Origin of the sequence: Pseudomonas sp. R2-60-08W, from assembly GCF_003852335.1 — a bacterium.
GTDB lineage: Bacteria > Pseudomonadota > Gammaproteobacteria > Pseudomonadales > Pseudomonadaceae > Aquipseudomonas.
Genome location: NZ_CP027731.1, coordinates 3,662,920 through 3,678,278, shown reverse-complemented (window position 1 = coordinate 3,678,278; position 15,359 = coordinate 3,662,920). Strand labels below are relative to the sequence as shown.

Genomic DNA, 15,359 nt, shown 5'->3' with positions numbered 1-15,359 from the left:
GGGGTAAGTCGAATCGTCGCACCGCCCCTCCCACATTGGTATTGTGGTGCTTGTTATAGCGCCGTCAGCCAGGAGCAAGCATGTCTACCGTCGTTCGTACTGCCCAAGCCTCAGATGCCGAAGGCATCAGCCAAGTCATCCTCGCCGCCTTGCACGGCAGCAATGCACGGGATTACCCGGCGGATGTGATCGCTCGCGTGGCGAGCAATTTCACACCCGAGGCGGTGCTGGAACTGCTCAAGCGTCGTGTGGTGCTGGTGGCGGTAAAAGCCGATGTGATCGTCGCCACGGCGGCCCTGGACGCCAATGTGGTGCGCTCGGTATTCGTCAACCCAGCGCTGCAAGGGCAGGGCATTGGCCGGCTGCTGATGATCGAGATCGAGCTGCGCGCCCGTGAAACCGGGGTGAGCGTGTTGAGCGTGCCGTCTTCGCTGACCGCCGAGCCGTTCTATAGCAAGCTGGGTTTTCATACTGTGCGCGATGTCTATCACGGCAACGAGCGCACGCTGGTCATGGAAAAGGCGCTGCTGTCTCGGCACCCCATCGGCCCGTATCGCGACCGCCAGCACCGTGCGCAGGTGGTTGCGTTATGGCAGGAAGCGTTCGGCTATGACACCGCGCATAACCTGCCGACCCTGGCGATTGATAAGAAGCTGGCGGTCAATGACGGGCTGTTCTTTGTCGCCACCGACAAAAAAACCGTGATCGGCACGATCCTCGCCGGGTACGACGGCCATCGTGGCTGGCTGTATTCGGTGGCGGTGCACGCCGACTATCGTCGCCACGGCCTGGGATCATCGTTGGTGCGTCACGCGGAACAGGCGTTGACGGCGCTGGGTTGCATGAAGATCAACCTGCAGATCACCAGCGGCAATGATGCGGTGGCGGGGTTTTACGAGGCGTTGGGGTATGGGGTGGAACAGAGGATCAGCATGGGCAAGAAGATTGCGGTGAACATTCCTCAATCTTAAAAAGTACTGGAGATCAAATGTGGGAGGGGGCTTGCCCCCGATGGCGGTGGGTCAGTCAATAAGTCTGTGACTGATACACCGCTATCGGGAGCAAGCCCCCTCCCACATTGAGTTTTGCGTTGTGGCTATTAGACTTTGACGATCCAACCCGCTGGCGCTTCAACATCACCGGTCTGCACACCTGTCAGCTCTTTGTAGAGCTTCTGGGTAACCGGGCCCACTTCGGTCTCGCTGTGGAACACGTGCAGTTTGCCGTTGTACTGGATGCCACCGATCGGCGAGATCACCGCAGCAGTGCCGCAGGCTCCGGCTTCCTTGAATTGGTCCAGCTTGTCGATGAACACCTCGCCCTCGACCACGGTAAGGCCCAGGCGGCTCTGGGCCAGTTCGATCAGCGACAGGCGGGTGATGCCCGGCAGTACCGAAGGCGACTTCGGTGTGATGAACTGGTTGTCATGGGTGATGCCGAAAAAGTTGGCCGAGCCGACTTCTTCGATTTTCGAATGGGTCATCGGGTCCAGGTAAATCGCGTCGGCGAAGCCGGATTTTCTCGCTTCCGACCCTGGCATCAAGCTGGCGGCATAGTTACCGCCGACTTTCGCGGCACCGGTGCCCTGTGGCGCGGCGCGGTCGAAGGTGGAGATCTGGAAGTTGTGGGGCACCAGGCCGCCTTTGAAATAGGCGCCGACCGGGATGCAGAACACCGAGAAGATAAACTCCGGCGCCGAGCGCACGCCGATGTTGTCACCGGTGCCGATCACGAACGGGCGCAGGTACAGCGCGCCGCCGCTGCCGTAAGGCGGGATGAAGCGCTCGTTGGCCTTGACCACCTGTTTGCAGGCATCGATGAACGCGTCGGTCGTTACATGCGGCATCAGCAGGCGAGCACAGCTGCGCTGCATGCGCGCGGCGTTCTGGTCCGGACGGAACAGGTTGATCGAGCCGTCCTTGCAGCGGTAGGCCTTGAGGCCTTCAAAGCACTGCTGGCCATAGTGCAGGGCGGTGGAGCCCTCGCTGATGTGCAGCACGTTGTCGTCGGTCAGGGTGCCGTCTTGCCATTCGCCGTTTTTCCAGACCTGGAGAAACCGCTTGTCGGTCTTGATGTAGTCAAAACCCAGCGTGTCCCAATTGATGCTCTCGTTACCCATGACACCCTCTATCTTGGTCAAGTCGGATTTTTTTCTGGATGGCACAACAATACTGCATTCTTGGCTTGTGTGGGAGCGGGCGGATGGACCATTCGACATCTCTGTTGGCTGATCCATCGCTATCGGGGGCAAGCCCCCTCCCACAGGGGAACGCATTCCAAATGTGGGAGGGGCGGTGCGACGATTCGACTTGCCCCCGATGGCCGCACCCCGGTTCTACAGATGCAACGCGTGGCCCAAGGCTCGCAACGCCGCTTCCTGTACGGCTTCACCCAGCGTCGGATGGGCATGGATGGTGCCGGCCACATCCTCCAGGCGCGCGCCCATTTCCAGGCTCAGGCCGAACGCCGTGGACAGCTCGGACACGCCAGCGCCCACCGCCTGCCAGCCGACAATCAGGTGATTGTCACGCCGCGCCACCACCCGCACGAAACCGGTGTTCGACTCCAGGGTCATGGCGCGGCCGTTGGCGGCGAAGGGGAAGCTCGACACGATGCACTCCACGCCGGCCGCCTGGGCTTCGTCAGGCGTCTTGCCGACCACCACCACTTCCGGGTCGGTGAAGCATACGGCCGGGATCGCCGCCGGGTTGAATTCGCGGGATTTGCCACTGATCAGTTCGGCAACCATTTCGCCTTGGGCCATGGCACGGTGCGCCAGCATCGGCTCGCCGCTCAGGTCGCCGATGGCCCAGACGTTGCGCATGCTGGTCTGGCAACGGCTGTCGATCTTGATCGCCGCGCCGTTCATCGCCAGGTTCAGCGCTTCGAGGTTCCAGCCCTGGGTGTTGGGTTTGCGACCCACGGCCACCAGCACCTGGTCGGTCTCCAGCGCCAGCGTGTCGCCATTGGGGTCGCGCACCTGCAGGCGGTTGTCGGTAAAGCCAGTAACGGCGTGCTTGAGGTACAGCTTGATGCCCAGTCGTTTGAGCGACTCGCTGACCGGTTGGGTCAGCTCGGCGTCGTAGGCCGGCAGGATGCGCTCCTGGGCCTCGACCACACTGACCTCGGCGCCGAGCTTGCGGTAGGCAATGCCCAGCTCCAGACCGATATAACCGCCGCCCACCACGATCAGCCGCTTCGGCACACGGGTCGGTGCCAGGGCTTCGGTGGACGAAATGACCGGCCCGCCCAGCGGCAGCATCGGCAGCTCGACGCTTTTCGAACCGGTGGCCAGCAGCAGGTGTTCGCACTGAATGCGCTGGTCGCCCACGTCGACGGTCTTGCCGTCCACCACCTTGGCCCAACCATGGATCACCTGCACCTTGTGCTTTTTCAGCAGCGCGGCGACGCCGGTGGTCAGGCGATCGACGATACCGTCTTTCCATTCCACGCTTTTGCGGATGTCCAGGGTGGGCACATCCATTTCGATGCCCAAGGGCGAGCCCTGGCTGTGGTGAACGCTTTGCTGGAACTGTTCGGCCACGTGGATCAAGGCTTTGGACGGAATGCAGCCGATGTTCAGGCAGGTACCGCCCAACGCCTGGCCTTCCACCAGAATGGTCGGGATGCCCAGCTGGCCGGCGCGAATCGCGGCCACATAACCGCCCGGGCCGCCGCCGATAATCAGCAGGGTGGTGTGTAATGTCGAAGTCATGCCCTTACTCCAGGAACAGGCTGGCGGGTTGTTCGAGCAGGCTGCGAATGGCCTGGATGAATTGCGCCGCGTCCATGCCATCGACCACGCGGTGATCGAACGAGCTGGAGAGGTTCATCATCTTGCGCACCACGATCTGGCCCTTGATCACCATGGGCCGCTCGACGATGCGGTTGACACCGACGATGGCGACTTCCGGCAGGTTCAGTACCGGCGTGCTGACAATCCCGCCCAGCGCGCCGAGGCTGGTCAGGGTGATAGTCGAGCCCGACAGCTCGTCGCGGCTGGCCTTGCCAGTGCGCGCAGCCGTGGCCAAGCGTGCGATTTCTTCGGCATTGCCCCACAGGCTGCGGGCTTCGGCGTGGCGCACCACCGGCACCATCAGGCCAACGTCGCTCTGGGTGGCGACGCCCACATGCACCGCACCGAGGCGGGTAATGACCTGCGCTTCGTCGTCGTAGCGCGCGTTGATCTGGGGGAAATCGCGCAGTGCCACCACCATGGCGCGCACGATGAACGGCAACAGGGTCAGCTTGCCGCGGGTGGCGCCGTGTTTTTCATTGAGGTGCACGCGCAGCTCGTCCAGCGCCGTGACGTCGATTTCTTCCACATAGCTGAAATGCGCGGCGCGGCGGGTGGCGTCCTGCATGCGCTGGGCGATCTTGCGGCGCATGCCGATCACCGGAATCTGGTGCTCGTCGTTGCGTTCGGCGTAGGGGTTAGCCGCTGTCGCGGTGTTGCTCGTGCCTTGCTGAAGGTAGGCGTCGAGGTCTTCATGCAGAATCCGCCCGGCCGGACCTGTGCCCTGTACCAGGCGCAACGCAATACCCGCATCCAGCGCACGCTTGCGCACGGCCGGGGAGGCCAGCGGGCGTTCATTGCCATCACGCGCTACCGGTGCCGGTGCCGGTGCCTTGACCGCGATAGGCGCGGGCTGGCTTTGAACCGGTGGCGGCGTGTTCTCCACCACCGGCGCGGCTTTTTCTACCGGTGCGGCCACGGCTGGCGCTTCCTTGGCGTTACCGGCGCCTTCCACCTCAATGCTGATCAAAATACTGCCCACCGCCATGACTTCACCCGGCTCGCCGCCGAGGGAAATCACCTTGCCGTGGACCGGCGAGGGAATATCCACCATCGCCTTGTCGGTCATCACATCCGCCAGCACCTGGTCTTCGACGACCATGTCGCCGACCTTGACATGCCACTGCGACAATTCAACTTCCGCGATGCCTTCGCCAATGTCCGGCATCTTGATTACGTGCGTGCCCATTCAGACCTCCATGACCCGTTTCAACGCCGCGCCCACTCGGGACGGGCCAGGGAAATACGCCCACTCCTGCGCGTGCGGATAGGGGGTGTCCCAGCCGGTGACGCGCTCGATCGGCGCTTCCAGGTGGTGGAAGCAATGTTCCTGCACCAGCGCCACCAGCTCGGCGCCAAATCCGCAGGTGCGCGTGGCTTCGTGCACCACGACGCAACGGCCGGTCTTTTTCACCGAGTTGACGATGGTTTCCAGGTCCAGCGGCCACAGGCTGCGCAGGTCGATGACTTCGGCGTCGATGCCGGTTTCTTCGGCGGCGACTTGCGACACGTACACGGTGGTGCCGTAGGTCAGCACGGTCACGGCCGAACCCGGACGCACGATGGCGGCCACGTCTAGCGGCACGGTGTAGTAACCGTCCGGCACTTGCGCTTGCGGGTGTTTCGACCACGGCGTCACCGGGCGGTCGTGGTGGCCATCGAACGGGCCGTTATACAGGCGCTTGGGTTCAAGGAAGATCACCGGGTCATCGTTTTCGATGGAGGCGATCAGCAGGCCTTTGGCGTCATAGGGGTTGGACGGCATAACGGTGCGCAGGCCGCAGACCTGGGTGAACACCGCTTCGATACTCTGGCTGTGGGTCTGGCCGCCGTAGATGCCGCCGCCGCACGGCATGCGCATGGTCAAGGGCGCGGTGAACTGGCCGGCCGAGCGATAACGCAGGCGCGCGGCTTCGGAGATGATCTGGTCGGTGGCGGGGTAGACGTAGTCGGCGAACTGGATTTCCGCGACCGGGCGCAGGCCGTAGGCGCCCATGCCCACCGCCACGCCGATGATGCCGCTTTCGGAAATCGGCGCGTCGAATACCCGTGAGCTGCCGTATTTGGTCTGCAGGCCTTCGGTGCAACGGAACACGCCGCCGAAGTAACCGACGTCCTGGCCGAACACCACCACGTTGTCGTCACGTTCAAGCATCACATCCATGGCCGAGCGCAGGGCCTGGATCATGGTCATGGTGGTGGTGGTCATGGCGGTTTCCAGTTCGATGCTGTTGTTGTGATCGTTCATGTCAGACCCCCAGCTCTTGACGCTGGCGCTTCAAGTGCTCCGGCATCTCTTTATAGACGTCTTCGAACATGGTCGCGGCGCTTGGAATCTGGCCGCCGGCGAGGGTGCCGTACTGTTCGGCCTGTTTTTGCGCGGCGATCACTTCGGCTTCAAGTTCGGCACTGACTGCCGCGTGTTCCTCTTCGGACCACTGGCCAATCCGGATCAGGTGCTGCTTGAGACGGGCAATCGGGTCGCCCAATGGGAAGTGGCTCCAGTCATCGGCAGGGCGGTACTTGGACGGATCATCGGAGGTCGAGTGCGGGCCGGCGCGGTAAGTGACCCACTCGATCAGGCTCGGCCCCAGGTTGCGGCGCGCACGCTCGGCGGCCCAGGCAGACGCGGCGTACACCGCAATGAAGTCGTTGCCGTCGACCCGCAGGGAAGCGATACCGCAACCCACGCCGCGTCCGGCGAAGGTAGTGGCTTCACCACCGGCGATGGCCTGAAAGGTCGAGATGGCCCATTGGTTATTCACCACGTTGAGGATCACCGGGGCGCGGTAGACGTGGGCGAAGGTGAGGGCGGTGTGGAAGTCCGATTCTGCGGTGGCGCCGTCGCCGATCCAGGCCGAGGCGATCTTGGTATCGCCCTTGATCGCCGAGGCCATGCCCCAGCCCACGCCCTGTACGAACTGGGTGGCGAGGTTGCCGGAAATGGTGAAGAAACCGGCGTCCTTGACGGAGTACATGATCGGCAACTGGCGGCCCTTGAGCGGGTCGCGCTCGTTGGACAGCAGTTGGCAGATCAGGTCGACCAGCGGCACATCGCGAGCCATCAGAATGCTTTGCTGGCGGTAGGTGGGGAAGCACATGTCGTCAATGTTCAAGGCCAGGGCCTGGGCGCTGCCAATGGCTTCTTCGCCTAGGCTCTGCATGTAGAACGACATTTTTTTCTGGCGCTGGGCGACCACCATGCGGTTGTCGAAGATGCGTGTCTTGAGCATCGCGCGCATGCCTTTGCGCATGATGTCGGCGCTGACACCCTCGGCCCACGGGCCCAGGGCCTGGCCCTGGTCGTCGAGCACGCGGATCAGGCCCTTGGCCAGGTCGGCGGTGTCGGCCGGTTCTACGTCGATGGCGGGTTTGCGCACCAGGCCGGCGTCGGTCAGGCGCAGGTAGGTGAAGTCGGTCTTGCAGCCTGGACGGCCCGAGGGTTCAGGGACGTGCAGGCGCAGCGGTTCGTACGGCTGGGTCATGGCTTCTACGCTCGATCTTGTGAATTTCTTGTAGTGGGCGCGCTAGCTGACAGTCAGTCTTCGGGTAGAAGAAATCTTGTCCTACAACAATCATAGGCGTGGCGTAGAAGAATATTTATCTGTGTTTCATTGCGCTCAAGATCATTTGCGGATAAAAAATCTGCATAAACATAATAAACAGGTGATTTTGTCTCATGCGCAAACTGGACCGTACCGATATCGGCATTCTCAACGCCCTGCAGGAGAACGCGCGCATCACCAACGCCGACCTGGCCCGCTCGGTCAACCTGTCGCCCACGCCGTGCTTCAACCGGGTGAAGGCGATGGAGGAGTTGGGCCTGATTCGCGAGCAGGTCACGCTGCTGGACGCCGACCTGCTGGGGCTGCATGTGAATGTGTTCATCCATGTCAGCCTGGAAAAGCAGAATGAACTGGCGTTGCAACAGTTCGAAGGGGCGATCTCCGACCGGCCGGAAGTGATGGAGTGTTACCTGATGGCCGGCGACCCGGATTATCTGATCCGGGTGCTGGTGCCGACGATCCAGGCCCTGGAGCGCTTCATGATGGACTTTCTGACCAAGGTGCCGGGTGTGGCGAATATCCGTTCCAGTTTTGCCTTGAAGCAAGTGCGCTACAAAACCGCACTGCCGCTGCCGGCCAACGGCATCAGCCTAGGTACCTGACACTCCGCAGGTCGAAATGTGGGAGGGGGCTTGCCCCCGATAGCGGTGTGACAGTCAGCTTATCTGTAGCTGACCCACCGACATCGGGGGCAAGCCCCCTCCCACATTTGGTTCTGTGTTCCTAAAGTTGGTTGAGGGGAATCTTCAGGTAGGTCACGCCGTTTTCTTCCGCCGGCGGCATATTCCCCGCCCGCACATTCACCTGGATCGCCGGCAACAACAGCGTCGGCATCCCCAGCCCGGCATCACGGGCGGTGCGCATCGCTACAAATGCCGCTTCATCCACCCCGTCATGCACATGGATATTTCCCGCCCGTTGTTCCGCCACGGTGGTCAGGCACTTGGCCTCACGGCCCTCGGGTGGGTAGTCATGGCATACATACAGTTTGGTATCCGAAGGGAAGGCCAGCAACTTGCGCATCGACGCGTACAACTGGCGCGCATCGCCGCCGGGGAAGTCGCAGCGCGCGGTGCCGACGTCGGGCATGAACAGGGTGTCGCCCACCAGGATCAAGCGCCCGTCGATCAGGTAAGCCATATCCGCCGGGGTATGCCCGGGCACATGCAGCGCCTGGGCCTGCAGGCCGCCAATGTGAAAGATCTCATCCGGCGCAAACAAGTGGTCGAACTGCGAGCCATCGACGCGAAACTCCGGTTCCAGGTTGAACAGGTGCTTGAACACGCCCTGCACCTGGCTGATGGACTGGCCGATGGCAATCTTGCCGCCCAGGGCGCGTCGCAGGTAAGGCGCGGCGGACAGGTGGTCGGCATGGGCATGGGTTTCCAGCAGCCATTGCACCTTGAGGCCATGCTCTTGGACAAAGGCAATCACCTGGTCGGCCTGCGTGGTCTCGGTGCGCCCGGAAGCCGGGTCGTAGTTGAGCACCGAGTCGACGATGGCGCAGGCACCGCCGTGCGCTTCATAGACGACGTAGGTATAGGTCGACGATGCCTCGTCCAGAAAGGCTTGAATCAACGCTGGCATGGCGGCTGTCCCCGATGCGGAAAAAAGTAGTTACAATCAGTTTACGTTTACACATAATGTTTTGAGCTTAAGTGAGACAAAGGAGCCGAGGCAAATGGAATCTACGTTGAGTGAGGGCGAAGTCGCCCAGTTGCGTGCATCGGCGTCCAAGGCCTGTTCCTTGCTCAAGGCGCTGGCCAACGAAGACCGCTTGTTGATCCTCTGCCAGCTGACCCAGGGCGAGCGCAACGTCGGCGAGCTGGAAGCGCTGACCGGCGTACGCCAGCCCACGCTGTCACAACAGTTGGGCATCCTGCGGGACGAAGGGTTGGTTGCCACCCGTCGGGAAGGCAAATACATTTTCTACGGATTGGCCAGCCACGAAGTGATTCAAGTGATGAAGACCCTGTCCGGCCTGTACTGCGGCGCGGTCATAAAAAGCTGGGCGTGACGCCATCCGGCAGCGACCCTTGTGTGCACTGACTCAAAAAGGCAGTAGACAATGACCGAACAACACTGGGGACCTACCATCAGTGGCGATATCGTAGTCATCGGCGGCGGCTCGGCAGGCATCGGCCTGCTGGCCAGCCTGCTCAAGCGCGACCCGCACCTGAACATCACCCTGATCGAACCCAACGACTTCCATTGCTATCAACCCGCCTGGACCCTGGTTGGCGGCGGCGCCTATAACCTGCAAAAGACCCGGCGCCCGCTGGCCGACGTACTGCCCGACGGCGTCACCTGGATCCAGGCCGCGGTCAGCCAGTTGTTGCCTGACGAGCAGAGCCTGGTGCTCGACAGCGGCCAGCGCGTCAGCTGGCGCCACTTGATCGTCTGCCCCGGCCTGCGCCTGGCCTGGGAAAAGATCGAAGGCCTGCAAGATACCCTCGGCCGCCATGGCGTCACCTCCAACTACAGCTACGAGCATGCCGCCTACACCTGGCAACTGGTGCAGCAACTCAACGGCGGCAAGGCGCTCTTCACCCAGCCGGCCATGCCGATCAAATGCGCCGGTGCCCCGCAGAAGGCCATGTACCTGTCCTGCGATCACTGGCTCAGGCAGGGCACCCTGAAAAACATCGAGGTGGAATTCAACCTGGCCGGTGCCGCGCTGTTCGGTGTGCCGGCGTTCGTGCCGCCGTTGATGAAATACGTCGAGAAATACAACGCTCGCCTGGCGTTCAATGCCAACCTGATCAAGGTCGATGGCCCGGCACGCAAGGCCTGGTTTGAAGTGAAGGACGCCGAAGGCAACGTCAGCCTCGTTGAAAAAACCTTCGACCTGCTGCATGTGGTACCGCCGCAAGTCTCCCCGGATTTTATCCGCCAAAGCCCGCTGGCCGACGCCGGCGGCTGGTGCGAAGTGAACCCCCACAGCCTGCAACACTTGCGTTACCCGCATATCTTCGGCCTCGGAGATGTGTGCGGCACTACCAACGCCAAGACCGCTGCGGCGGTGCGCAAGCAAATCGTGGTGGTTGCCGAGAACCTGCTGGCCCTGCGCAAGCAGGCGCCGCTGCCGCTCAAGTACGACGGCTATGGCTCCTGCCCATTGACGGTGGAGAAGGGCAAAGTGGTGCTGGCCGAGTTCGGTTATGGCGGCAAGCTGCTGCCGACTTTTCCTCTCGACCCGACCCAGGCACGCCGCTCGATGTGGTTCCTCAAGGCCACGTTGCTGCCATGGTTCTACTGGAACGGCATGCTCAAGGGCCGCGAGTGGCTGACCCGCCTGAGCAAGGTGGACTGAATGCTGCTGGCGAGTGTGTTGGGTGTATTGATGGGCCTGGTCATGGGCCTGACCGGTGCGGGCGGCGGCATCCTCGGGGTGCCGGCATTGGTGCTGGGGTTGGGACTGACCATGACCCAAGCTGCGCCGGTGTCATTGCTCGCGGTGGGCGCGGCGGCGGCGGTGGGCGCGATCGACGGCCTGCGCCACGGCCTGGTGCGTTACCGCGCGGCCTTATTGATCGCGTTGCTGGGCGCGCTGTTTTCGCCGCTGGGGGTGTTCGTCGCCCATCAACTGTCGGAGCCGGTGCTGATGGGCCTGTTCAGCGCATTGATGGTGCTGGTGGCCTGGCGCATGTTGCGGCGCGAAAAGGTCGAGGCCGGGCCGAGTGACCACGGCGCCGCCTCCTGGGGCCAGAAGAATTGCATGCTCAACCAGCAGACCGGCCGCCTGGCCTGGACCGCCAAATGCAGCGCGACCCTGGCGGCGCTGGGGGCGGTGACCGGCGCCGTGTCGGGGCTGCTCGGTGTGGGCGGTGGCTTTCTGATCGTTCCGGCGTTCAAGCAACTCACCGATGTGCAGATGCGCGGGATTGTCGCCACTTCGTTGATGGTTGTCAGCCTGCTGTCGTTGATCGGGGTGGTGGGGGCCTTTCACGCCGGGGTGAGCATCGAGCCGGTGGGCTGGGTGTTTATCGGCGCGAGTATCGTCGGCATGTTGGCCGGGCGCCGCTTGTGCTCGGTGATGCCTGCGCGTGCGCTGCAGGTGGGCTTCGCCAGCCTGTGTGTGATGGTGGCCGCAGGCATGCTGCTCAAGGCTTTTTAGGGACCCTCAGTTATGTGCTCAAAAGTGACAAAATGAACCCCGCTCAGGTTTACTGTTCTCTGAGTCATGGCTTCACCGGCCTTGCGCGTCGGTTCATCAAGGTCACCGAATGGATAAATACACCCCACACGCCTGGCAACCCCACGAGCGGCCGAGCCTGCCCGGCTCGCCGTCGACGCCGTTGCACCCCACTCACAAGCGCTGGCTGTTTGCGCTGGTCGGCGTACTGGTGGCAATCACCGGCGGGTTGGGCAACGCGCTGGTCATCGCCAACCTGCAATACCTGCAAGGCGCCCTGGGCGCGACCACGGCGGAAATGGCCTGGCTGCCCGCCGCCTATGTAATGACCAACGTGTGCATGAACCTGCTGCTGGTGAAGTTTCGCCAGCAGTTCGGCCTGCGCGCGTTTACCGAAGTGTTTCTGGTGTTGTATGCGCTGGTGACCTTCGGCCATTTATTCGTCAACGATCTCAATTCGGCCATCGCCGTGCGCGCGGCCCACGGCATGGTGGGGGCGGCGCTGAGTTCGTTGGGCTTGTACTACATGATCCAGGCGTTCCCGGCCAAATGGCGCTTGAAAGCCCTGGTGCTGGGCCTGGGCACGGCGCAGTTGGCGTTGCCTCTGGCGCGGCTGTTCTCCGAGGATTTGCTGCAGATCGCCGAATGGCGTGGCTTGTACCTGTTTGAGCTGGGCCTGGCGTTGATCTGCCTGGGCTGCGTGTTCCTGCTCAAGTTGCCGCCCGGCGACCGCTTCAAGACCTTTGAAAAGCTCGATTTCCTCACCTTCGCAATCCTGGCCACCGGCGTCGCCTTGCTCTGCGCGGTGTTGTCCCTGGGCCGCATCGACTGGTGGCTGGAGGCGCCCTGGATTGGCGTTGCCTCGGCCTGTTCGCTGGTGTTGATCATGGCCGGGCTGGCCATCGAGCATAACCGCGCCAACCCGATGCTGATGACCCGCTGGCTGGGCAGCGGCACGATGATTCGCCTGGCATTGGCGGTGATCCTGATTCGCATGGTGCTGTCCGAACAATCCACTGGCGCGGTGGGGTTCATGCAAATGCTCAACATGAGTTACCAGCAGATGCATACGCTCTACGTGGTGATGCTGGCCGGAGCGATTGCCGGGCTGGTGGTCAGCGCCTTGACGATCAACCCGGCGCACTTGCTGATGCCGCTGGTGATTTCCCTGGCGCTGATGGCGACCGGGTCGGTGATGGACAGTTTTTCCAGCAACCTCACGCGGCCGCAGAACCTGTACATCAGCCAGTTCCTGCTAGGCTTTGGCGGGACCTTCTTTCTCGGGCCGACCATGGTGCTGGGCACCAAGAACGTATTGACCAACCCGCGCAACCTGGTGAGTTTTTCGGTGATGTTCGGGATTTGCCAGAATCTCGGCGGCCTGATCGGCGCAGCGTTGCTCGGCACCTTCCAGATCGTGCGCGAGAAGTATCACTCAAGCCTGATCACCGAGCACCTGACCCTCCTTGACCCGCGTGTCGCGGCGCGGGTGCAGAGTGGTGGCTCGGCCTATGGCGGTATCGTCGCCGACCCCGAATTGCGCAACCTCATGGGCATCCGCAGCCTGGCCACGGCGGCTGCCCGTGAGGCGAACGTCATGGCTTACAACGATGTGTTCATGCTGATCGCGATCATCGCGGTCCTGACCATGATCTGGATTTTTATCCGCAGCCTGTGGCTGATGAGCACCACCAAAGCAGCAACCCCTCCCGTTCAACCTGTCGGCGCCTCTTCATGACCGAACCCACGACCACCACTACCAATGCGATCGCCTCCACCCCCGAGGGCACCACGCCGCCGGGCGCTGCGGTGACCGAACCGCGCTCGCTGCGGGTGCGCATCCTTTCGTCCCTGGGCTTTGCCGCGATTGCCATCGTCGGCGTGCTGATCGTGCTGTATGCCTGGCAACTGCCGCCGTTCAGCAGCGCGGTGGAAACCACTGAGAATGCCTTGGTGCGCGGGCAGGTGACGATTATCGGCCCCCAGCTCAGCGGTTATGTGTTCGAAGTGCCGGTGCAGGACTTTCAATATGTGAAGGCGGGCGACCTGCTGGTGCGCCTTGACGACCGTATCTACAAGCAACGCCTGGACCAGGCTCTGGCGCAACTGGCGGTGCAGAAAGCGTCGTTGGCCAATGTGGTGCAGCAACGCAACAGCGCCGAAGCGACCATCAAATTGCGCCAGGCCGCGCTGGTCGACAGCCAGGCCCAGGCGCGTAAAAGCACCGCTGACTTGCGCCGCAATGAGGAATTGATCAGCGACGGCTCGGTGTCCAGGCGCGAACTGGACGTGGCCCGCGCTGCCAATGCGCAGACTATCGCCGCCGTGGCCCAGGCCCAGGCCAGCCTGGAGATCGCCCGGCAGGACCTGCAGACGGTGATCGTCAATCGCGGCTCCCTGGAAGCGGCAGTGGCCAGCGCCGAGGCGGCGGTGGAATTGGCGCGGATCGACTTGTCCAACACCCGCATCACCGCGCCACGGGACGGGCAACTGGGGCAGATTGGCGTGCGCCTCGGGGCCTACGTCAACTCCGGCGCGCAATTGATGGCGCTGGTGCCCAAGCAGTTGTGGGTGATCGCCAATATGAAAGAAACCCAGATGGACAATGTGCAGGTCGGCCAGCCGGTGACCTTCACCGTGGACGCGTTGAACCACCGCAAGTTTCACGGCACGGTGCAGCATATTTCCCCGGCGACCGGGTCGGAGTTCAGCCTGTTGCAGGCGGACAACGCCACCGGCAACTTCGTGAAAATCGCCCAACGTGTGCCGGTGCGGATCACGGTTGACCCCGACCAGGCCGAGAGCGAGCGGCTGCGGCCGGGGTTGTCGGTGGTGGTGAGTATCGACACGGCAGGAAGGCTTAAAAACAGCCCGCCCTGAAGGAACTCGGTCAATGTGGGAGGGGGGCTTGCTCCCGATTGCGGTGTATCAGTCAGCAGTTTTTTTACTGACCGACCGCCATCGGGAGCAAGCCCCCTCCCACATTTGGACTGTATTTCAGGTTGAAATTGAGTTGGATTGACTGGCCTTGCTCCAGCAGCTTCAAGCCCGGCCTGCCCGGCGAATGATGGGCATTGACCGGATGGCTTACCGGTTCGATGCAGAAAAACCCCAGCCCCGGCGGGCAGTACAGCAGGAAGTAATCGGCGCCGGTGGCCTGGCATTCGAGGGTATATCCAAGCTCCGGTTGTTCGATCAAGCAGTACCCATCCCACTCGCAGAATCCATTGTCCACCAGGCCTTGCGGCAGGGTTTGGGGTTGCCTGAAATCCCACTCCTGCGGCACCGGCGCCAACCCCGTCGGCAGCTTGGCCGCGTCACTCATCCACACCTGCGCCGCCTTGGCCTGCAAGCGCGTACCCGGCCGGCGCGGAAAGTACGGGTGCAGGCCTAAGCCATGCCATGCGGCTGTTTCGGCCAGATGCGTGACGCGCAACTCGATCCTCAGCACCCCACCGCTCAAGCGGATGCGCTGCTCGGCGCGATAGGCGAACGGCGTGTCACAGAGCACTTCCAGCAGCACCTCATCCGCGGACTGGCTGACCACCTGCCACGCTTGCTGCCAGGCCGAGCCGTGGATCGGCAGCGGATCGGTGAGGCTGTTGGACTTGAGCGCGAGCCAGCCGTCGGGGTTGGCGAAGCCTCCCTTGGCGACGCGGTTGGACCAGGGCGCCAGTGGGTAGCAGCCCAATTTGCCCGGCAGTCCGGTGTTGATCGCCTGCTCATCGCTGTGCCGCAACAGCGGCTGGCCGGTGGCGCGTACCGTCCAGTTGACGAGGCTGCCTCCCACGGTCGAGTTCAAGGTGAGGTGGGTCAGGTTATCTTCAAGTTCTATCATCTTCACCCCTTTGATCGTTCCCAC

At 62.6% G+C, this 15,359-nt stretch carries 14 protein-coding genes; 7 read left to right on the top strand and 7 right to left on the bottom strand.

All coding sequences use genetic code 11. The features are described from left to right. Positions 1-80 precede the first annotated feature (80 nt). On the top strand, positions 81-971 hold the full coding sequence (locus C4J90_RS16655) for a GNAT family acetyltransferase (RefSeq protein WP_124420359.1): 891 nt from the start codon (positions 81-83) through the stop codon (positions 969-971). A 128-nt stretch (positions 972-1,099) separates the two neighbouring features. Here the strand turns inward: C4J90_RS16655 and C4J90_RS16650 are convergent, their stop codons facing one another. The 5 genes from C4J90_RS16650 to C4J90_RS16630 all read right to left on the bottom strand — a co-directional run bounded on the left by C4J90_RS16650 (position 1,100) and on the right by C4J90_RS16630 (position 7,281). Then, complete coding sequence (locus tag C4J90_RS16650) at positions 1,100-2,119, bottom strand: branched-chain amino acid aminotransferase (RefSeq protein WP_124420358.1); 1,020 nt, start codon at positions 2,117-2,119, stop codon at positions 1,100-1,102. A 216-nt stretch (positions 2,120-2,335) separates the two neighbouring features. After that, positions 2,336-3,715 (bottom strand): dihydrolipoyl dehydrogenase, encoded by a 1,380-nt coding sequence (lpdA, locus tag C4J90_RS16645; RefSeq protein ID WP_124420357.1) that lies wholly within the window; start codon positions 3,713-3,715, stop codon positions 2,336-2,338. A 4-nt stretch (positions 3,716-3,719) separates the two neighbouring features. Beyond that, positions 3,720-4,985, bottom strand: a complete 1,266-nt coding sequence (locus C4J90_RS16640) for a dihydrolipoamide acetyltransferase family protein (protein WP_124420356.1) — start codon at positions 4,983-4,985, stop codon at positions 3,720-3,722. Next, complete coding sequence (locus C4J90_RS16635) at positions 4,986-6,044, bottom strand: alpha-ketoacid dehydrogenase subunit beta (RefSeq protein WP_124363420.1); 1,059 nt, start codon at positions 6,042-6,044, stop codon at positions 4,986-4,988. Between the two features lies 1 nt (position 6,045). Next, positions 6,046-7,281: a 3-methyl-2-oxobutanoate dehydrogenase (2-methylpropanoyl-transferring) subunit alpha gene (locus tag C4J90_RS16630; RefSeq protein ID WP_124363419.1), complete on the bottom strand. Its 1,236-nt coding sequence runs from the start codon at positions 7,279-7,281 to the stop codon at positions 6,046-6,048. Positions 7,282-7,475: 194 nt separating this feature from the next. Here C4J90_RS16630 and bkdR point away from each other — a divergent pair, with 194 nt between their 5' ends. Next, the gene (gene bkdR, locus C4J90_RS16625; RefSeq protein WP_122489983.1) at positions 7,476-7,964 is read left to right on the top strand and encodes a Bkd operon transcriptional regulator BkdR; all 489 of its coding nucleotides are present in this window, start codon (positions 7,476-7,478) and stop codon (positions 7,962-7,964) included. A gap of 121 nt (positions 7,965-8,085) precedes the next feature. Here the strand turns inward: bkdR and C4J90_RS16620 are convergent, their stop codons facing one another. Next, positions 8,086-8,949: an MBL fold metallo-hydrolase gene (locus C4J90_RS16620; RefSeq protein ID WP_124363418.1), complete on the bottom strand. Its 864-nt coding sequence runs from the start codon at positions 8,947-8,949 to the stop codon at positions 8,086-8,088. A 94-nt stretch (positions 8,950-9,043) separates the two neighbouring features. Here C4J90_RS16620 and C4J90_RS16615 point away from each other — a divergent pair, with 94 nt between their 5' ends. The 5 genes from C4J90_RS16615 to C4J90_RS16595 all read left to right on the top strand — a co-directional run bounded on the left by C4J90_RS16615 (position 9,044) and on the right by C4J90_RS16595 (position 14,377). Continuing rightward, complete coding sequence (locus C4J90_RS16615; protein WP_005789341.1) at positions 9,044-9,379, top strand: helix-turn-helix transcriptional regulator; 336 nt, start codon at positions 9,044-9,046, stop codon at positions 9,377-9,379. Positions 9,380-9,430: 51 nt separating this feature from the next. Further along, positions 9,431-10,675 carry an FAD/NAD(P)-binding oxidoreductase gene (locus C4J90_RS16610; RefSeq protein WP_124415060.1) on the top strand — a complete coding sequence of 415 codons (1,245 nt, stop codon included), beginning with the start codon at positions 9,431-9,433 and terminating at the stop codon, positions 10,673-10,675. Further along, complete coding sequence (locus tag C4J90_RS16605) at positions 10,676-11,479, top strand: sulfite exporter TauE/SafE family protein (RefSeq protein ID WP_124363416.1); 804 nt, start codon at positions 10,676-10,678, stop codon at positions 11,477-11,479. Between the two features lie 109 nt (positions 11,480-11,588). Next, complete coding sequence (locus C4J90_RS16600) at positions 11,589-13,235, top strand: MFS transporter (RefSeq protein ID WP_124420355.1); 1,647 nt, start codon at positions 11,589-11,591, stop codon at positions 13,233-13,235. Beyond that, a complete protein-coding gene (locus C4J90_RS16595) occupies positions 13,232-14,377 on the top strand; it encodes an HlyD family secretion protein (protein WP_124415058.1) in 1,146 nt (381 codons plus the stop codon). Before C4J90_RS16600 ends, C4J90_RS16595 begins: the two co-directional genes overlap by 4 nt. Positions 14,378-14,441: 64 nt before the next feature. Here C4J90_RS16595 and C4J90_RS16590 read toward each other — a convergent pair whose 3' ends face one another. After that, complete coding sequence (locus tag C4J90_RS16590; protein ID WP_124420354.1) at positions 14,442-15,335, bottom strand: aldose 1-epimerase; 894 nt, start codon at positions 15,333-15,335, stop codon at positions 14,442-14,444. Positions 15,336-15,359: the final 24 nt, after the last annotated feature.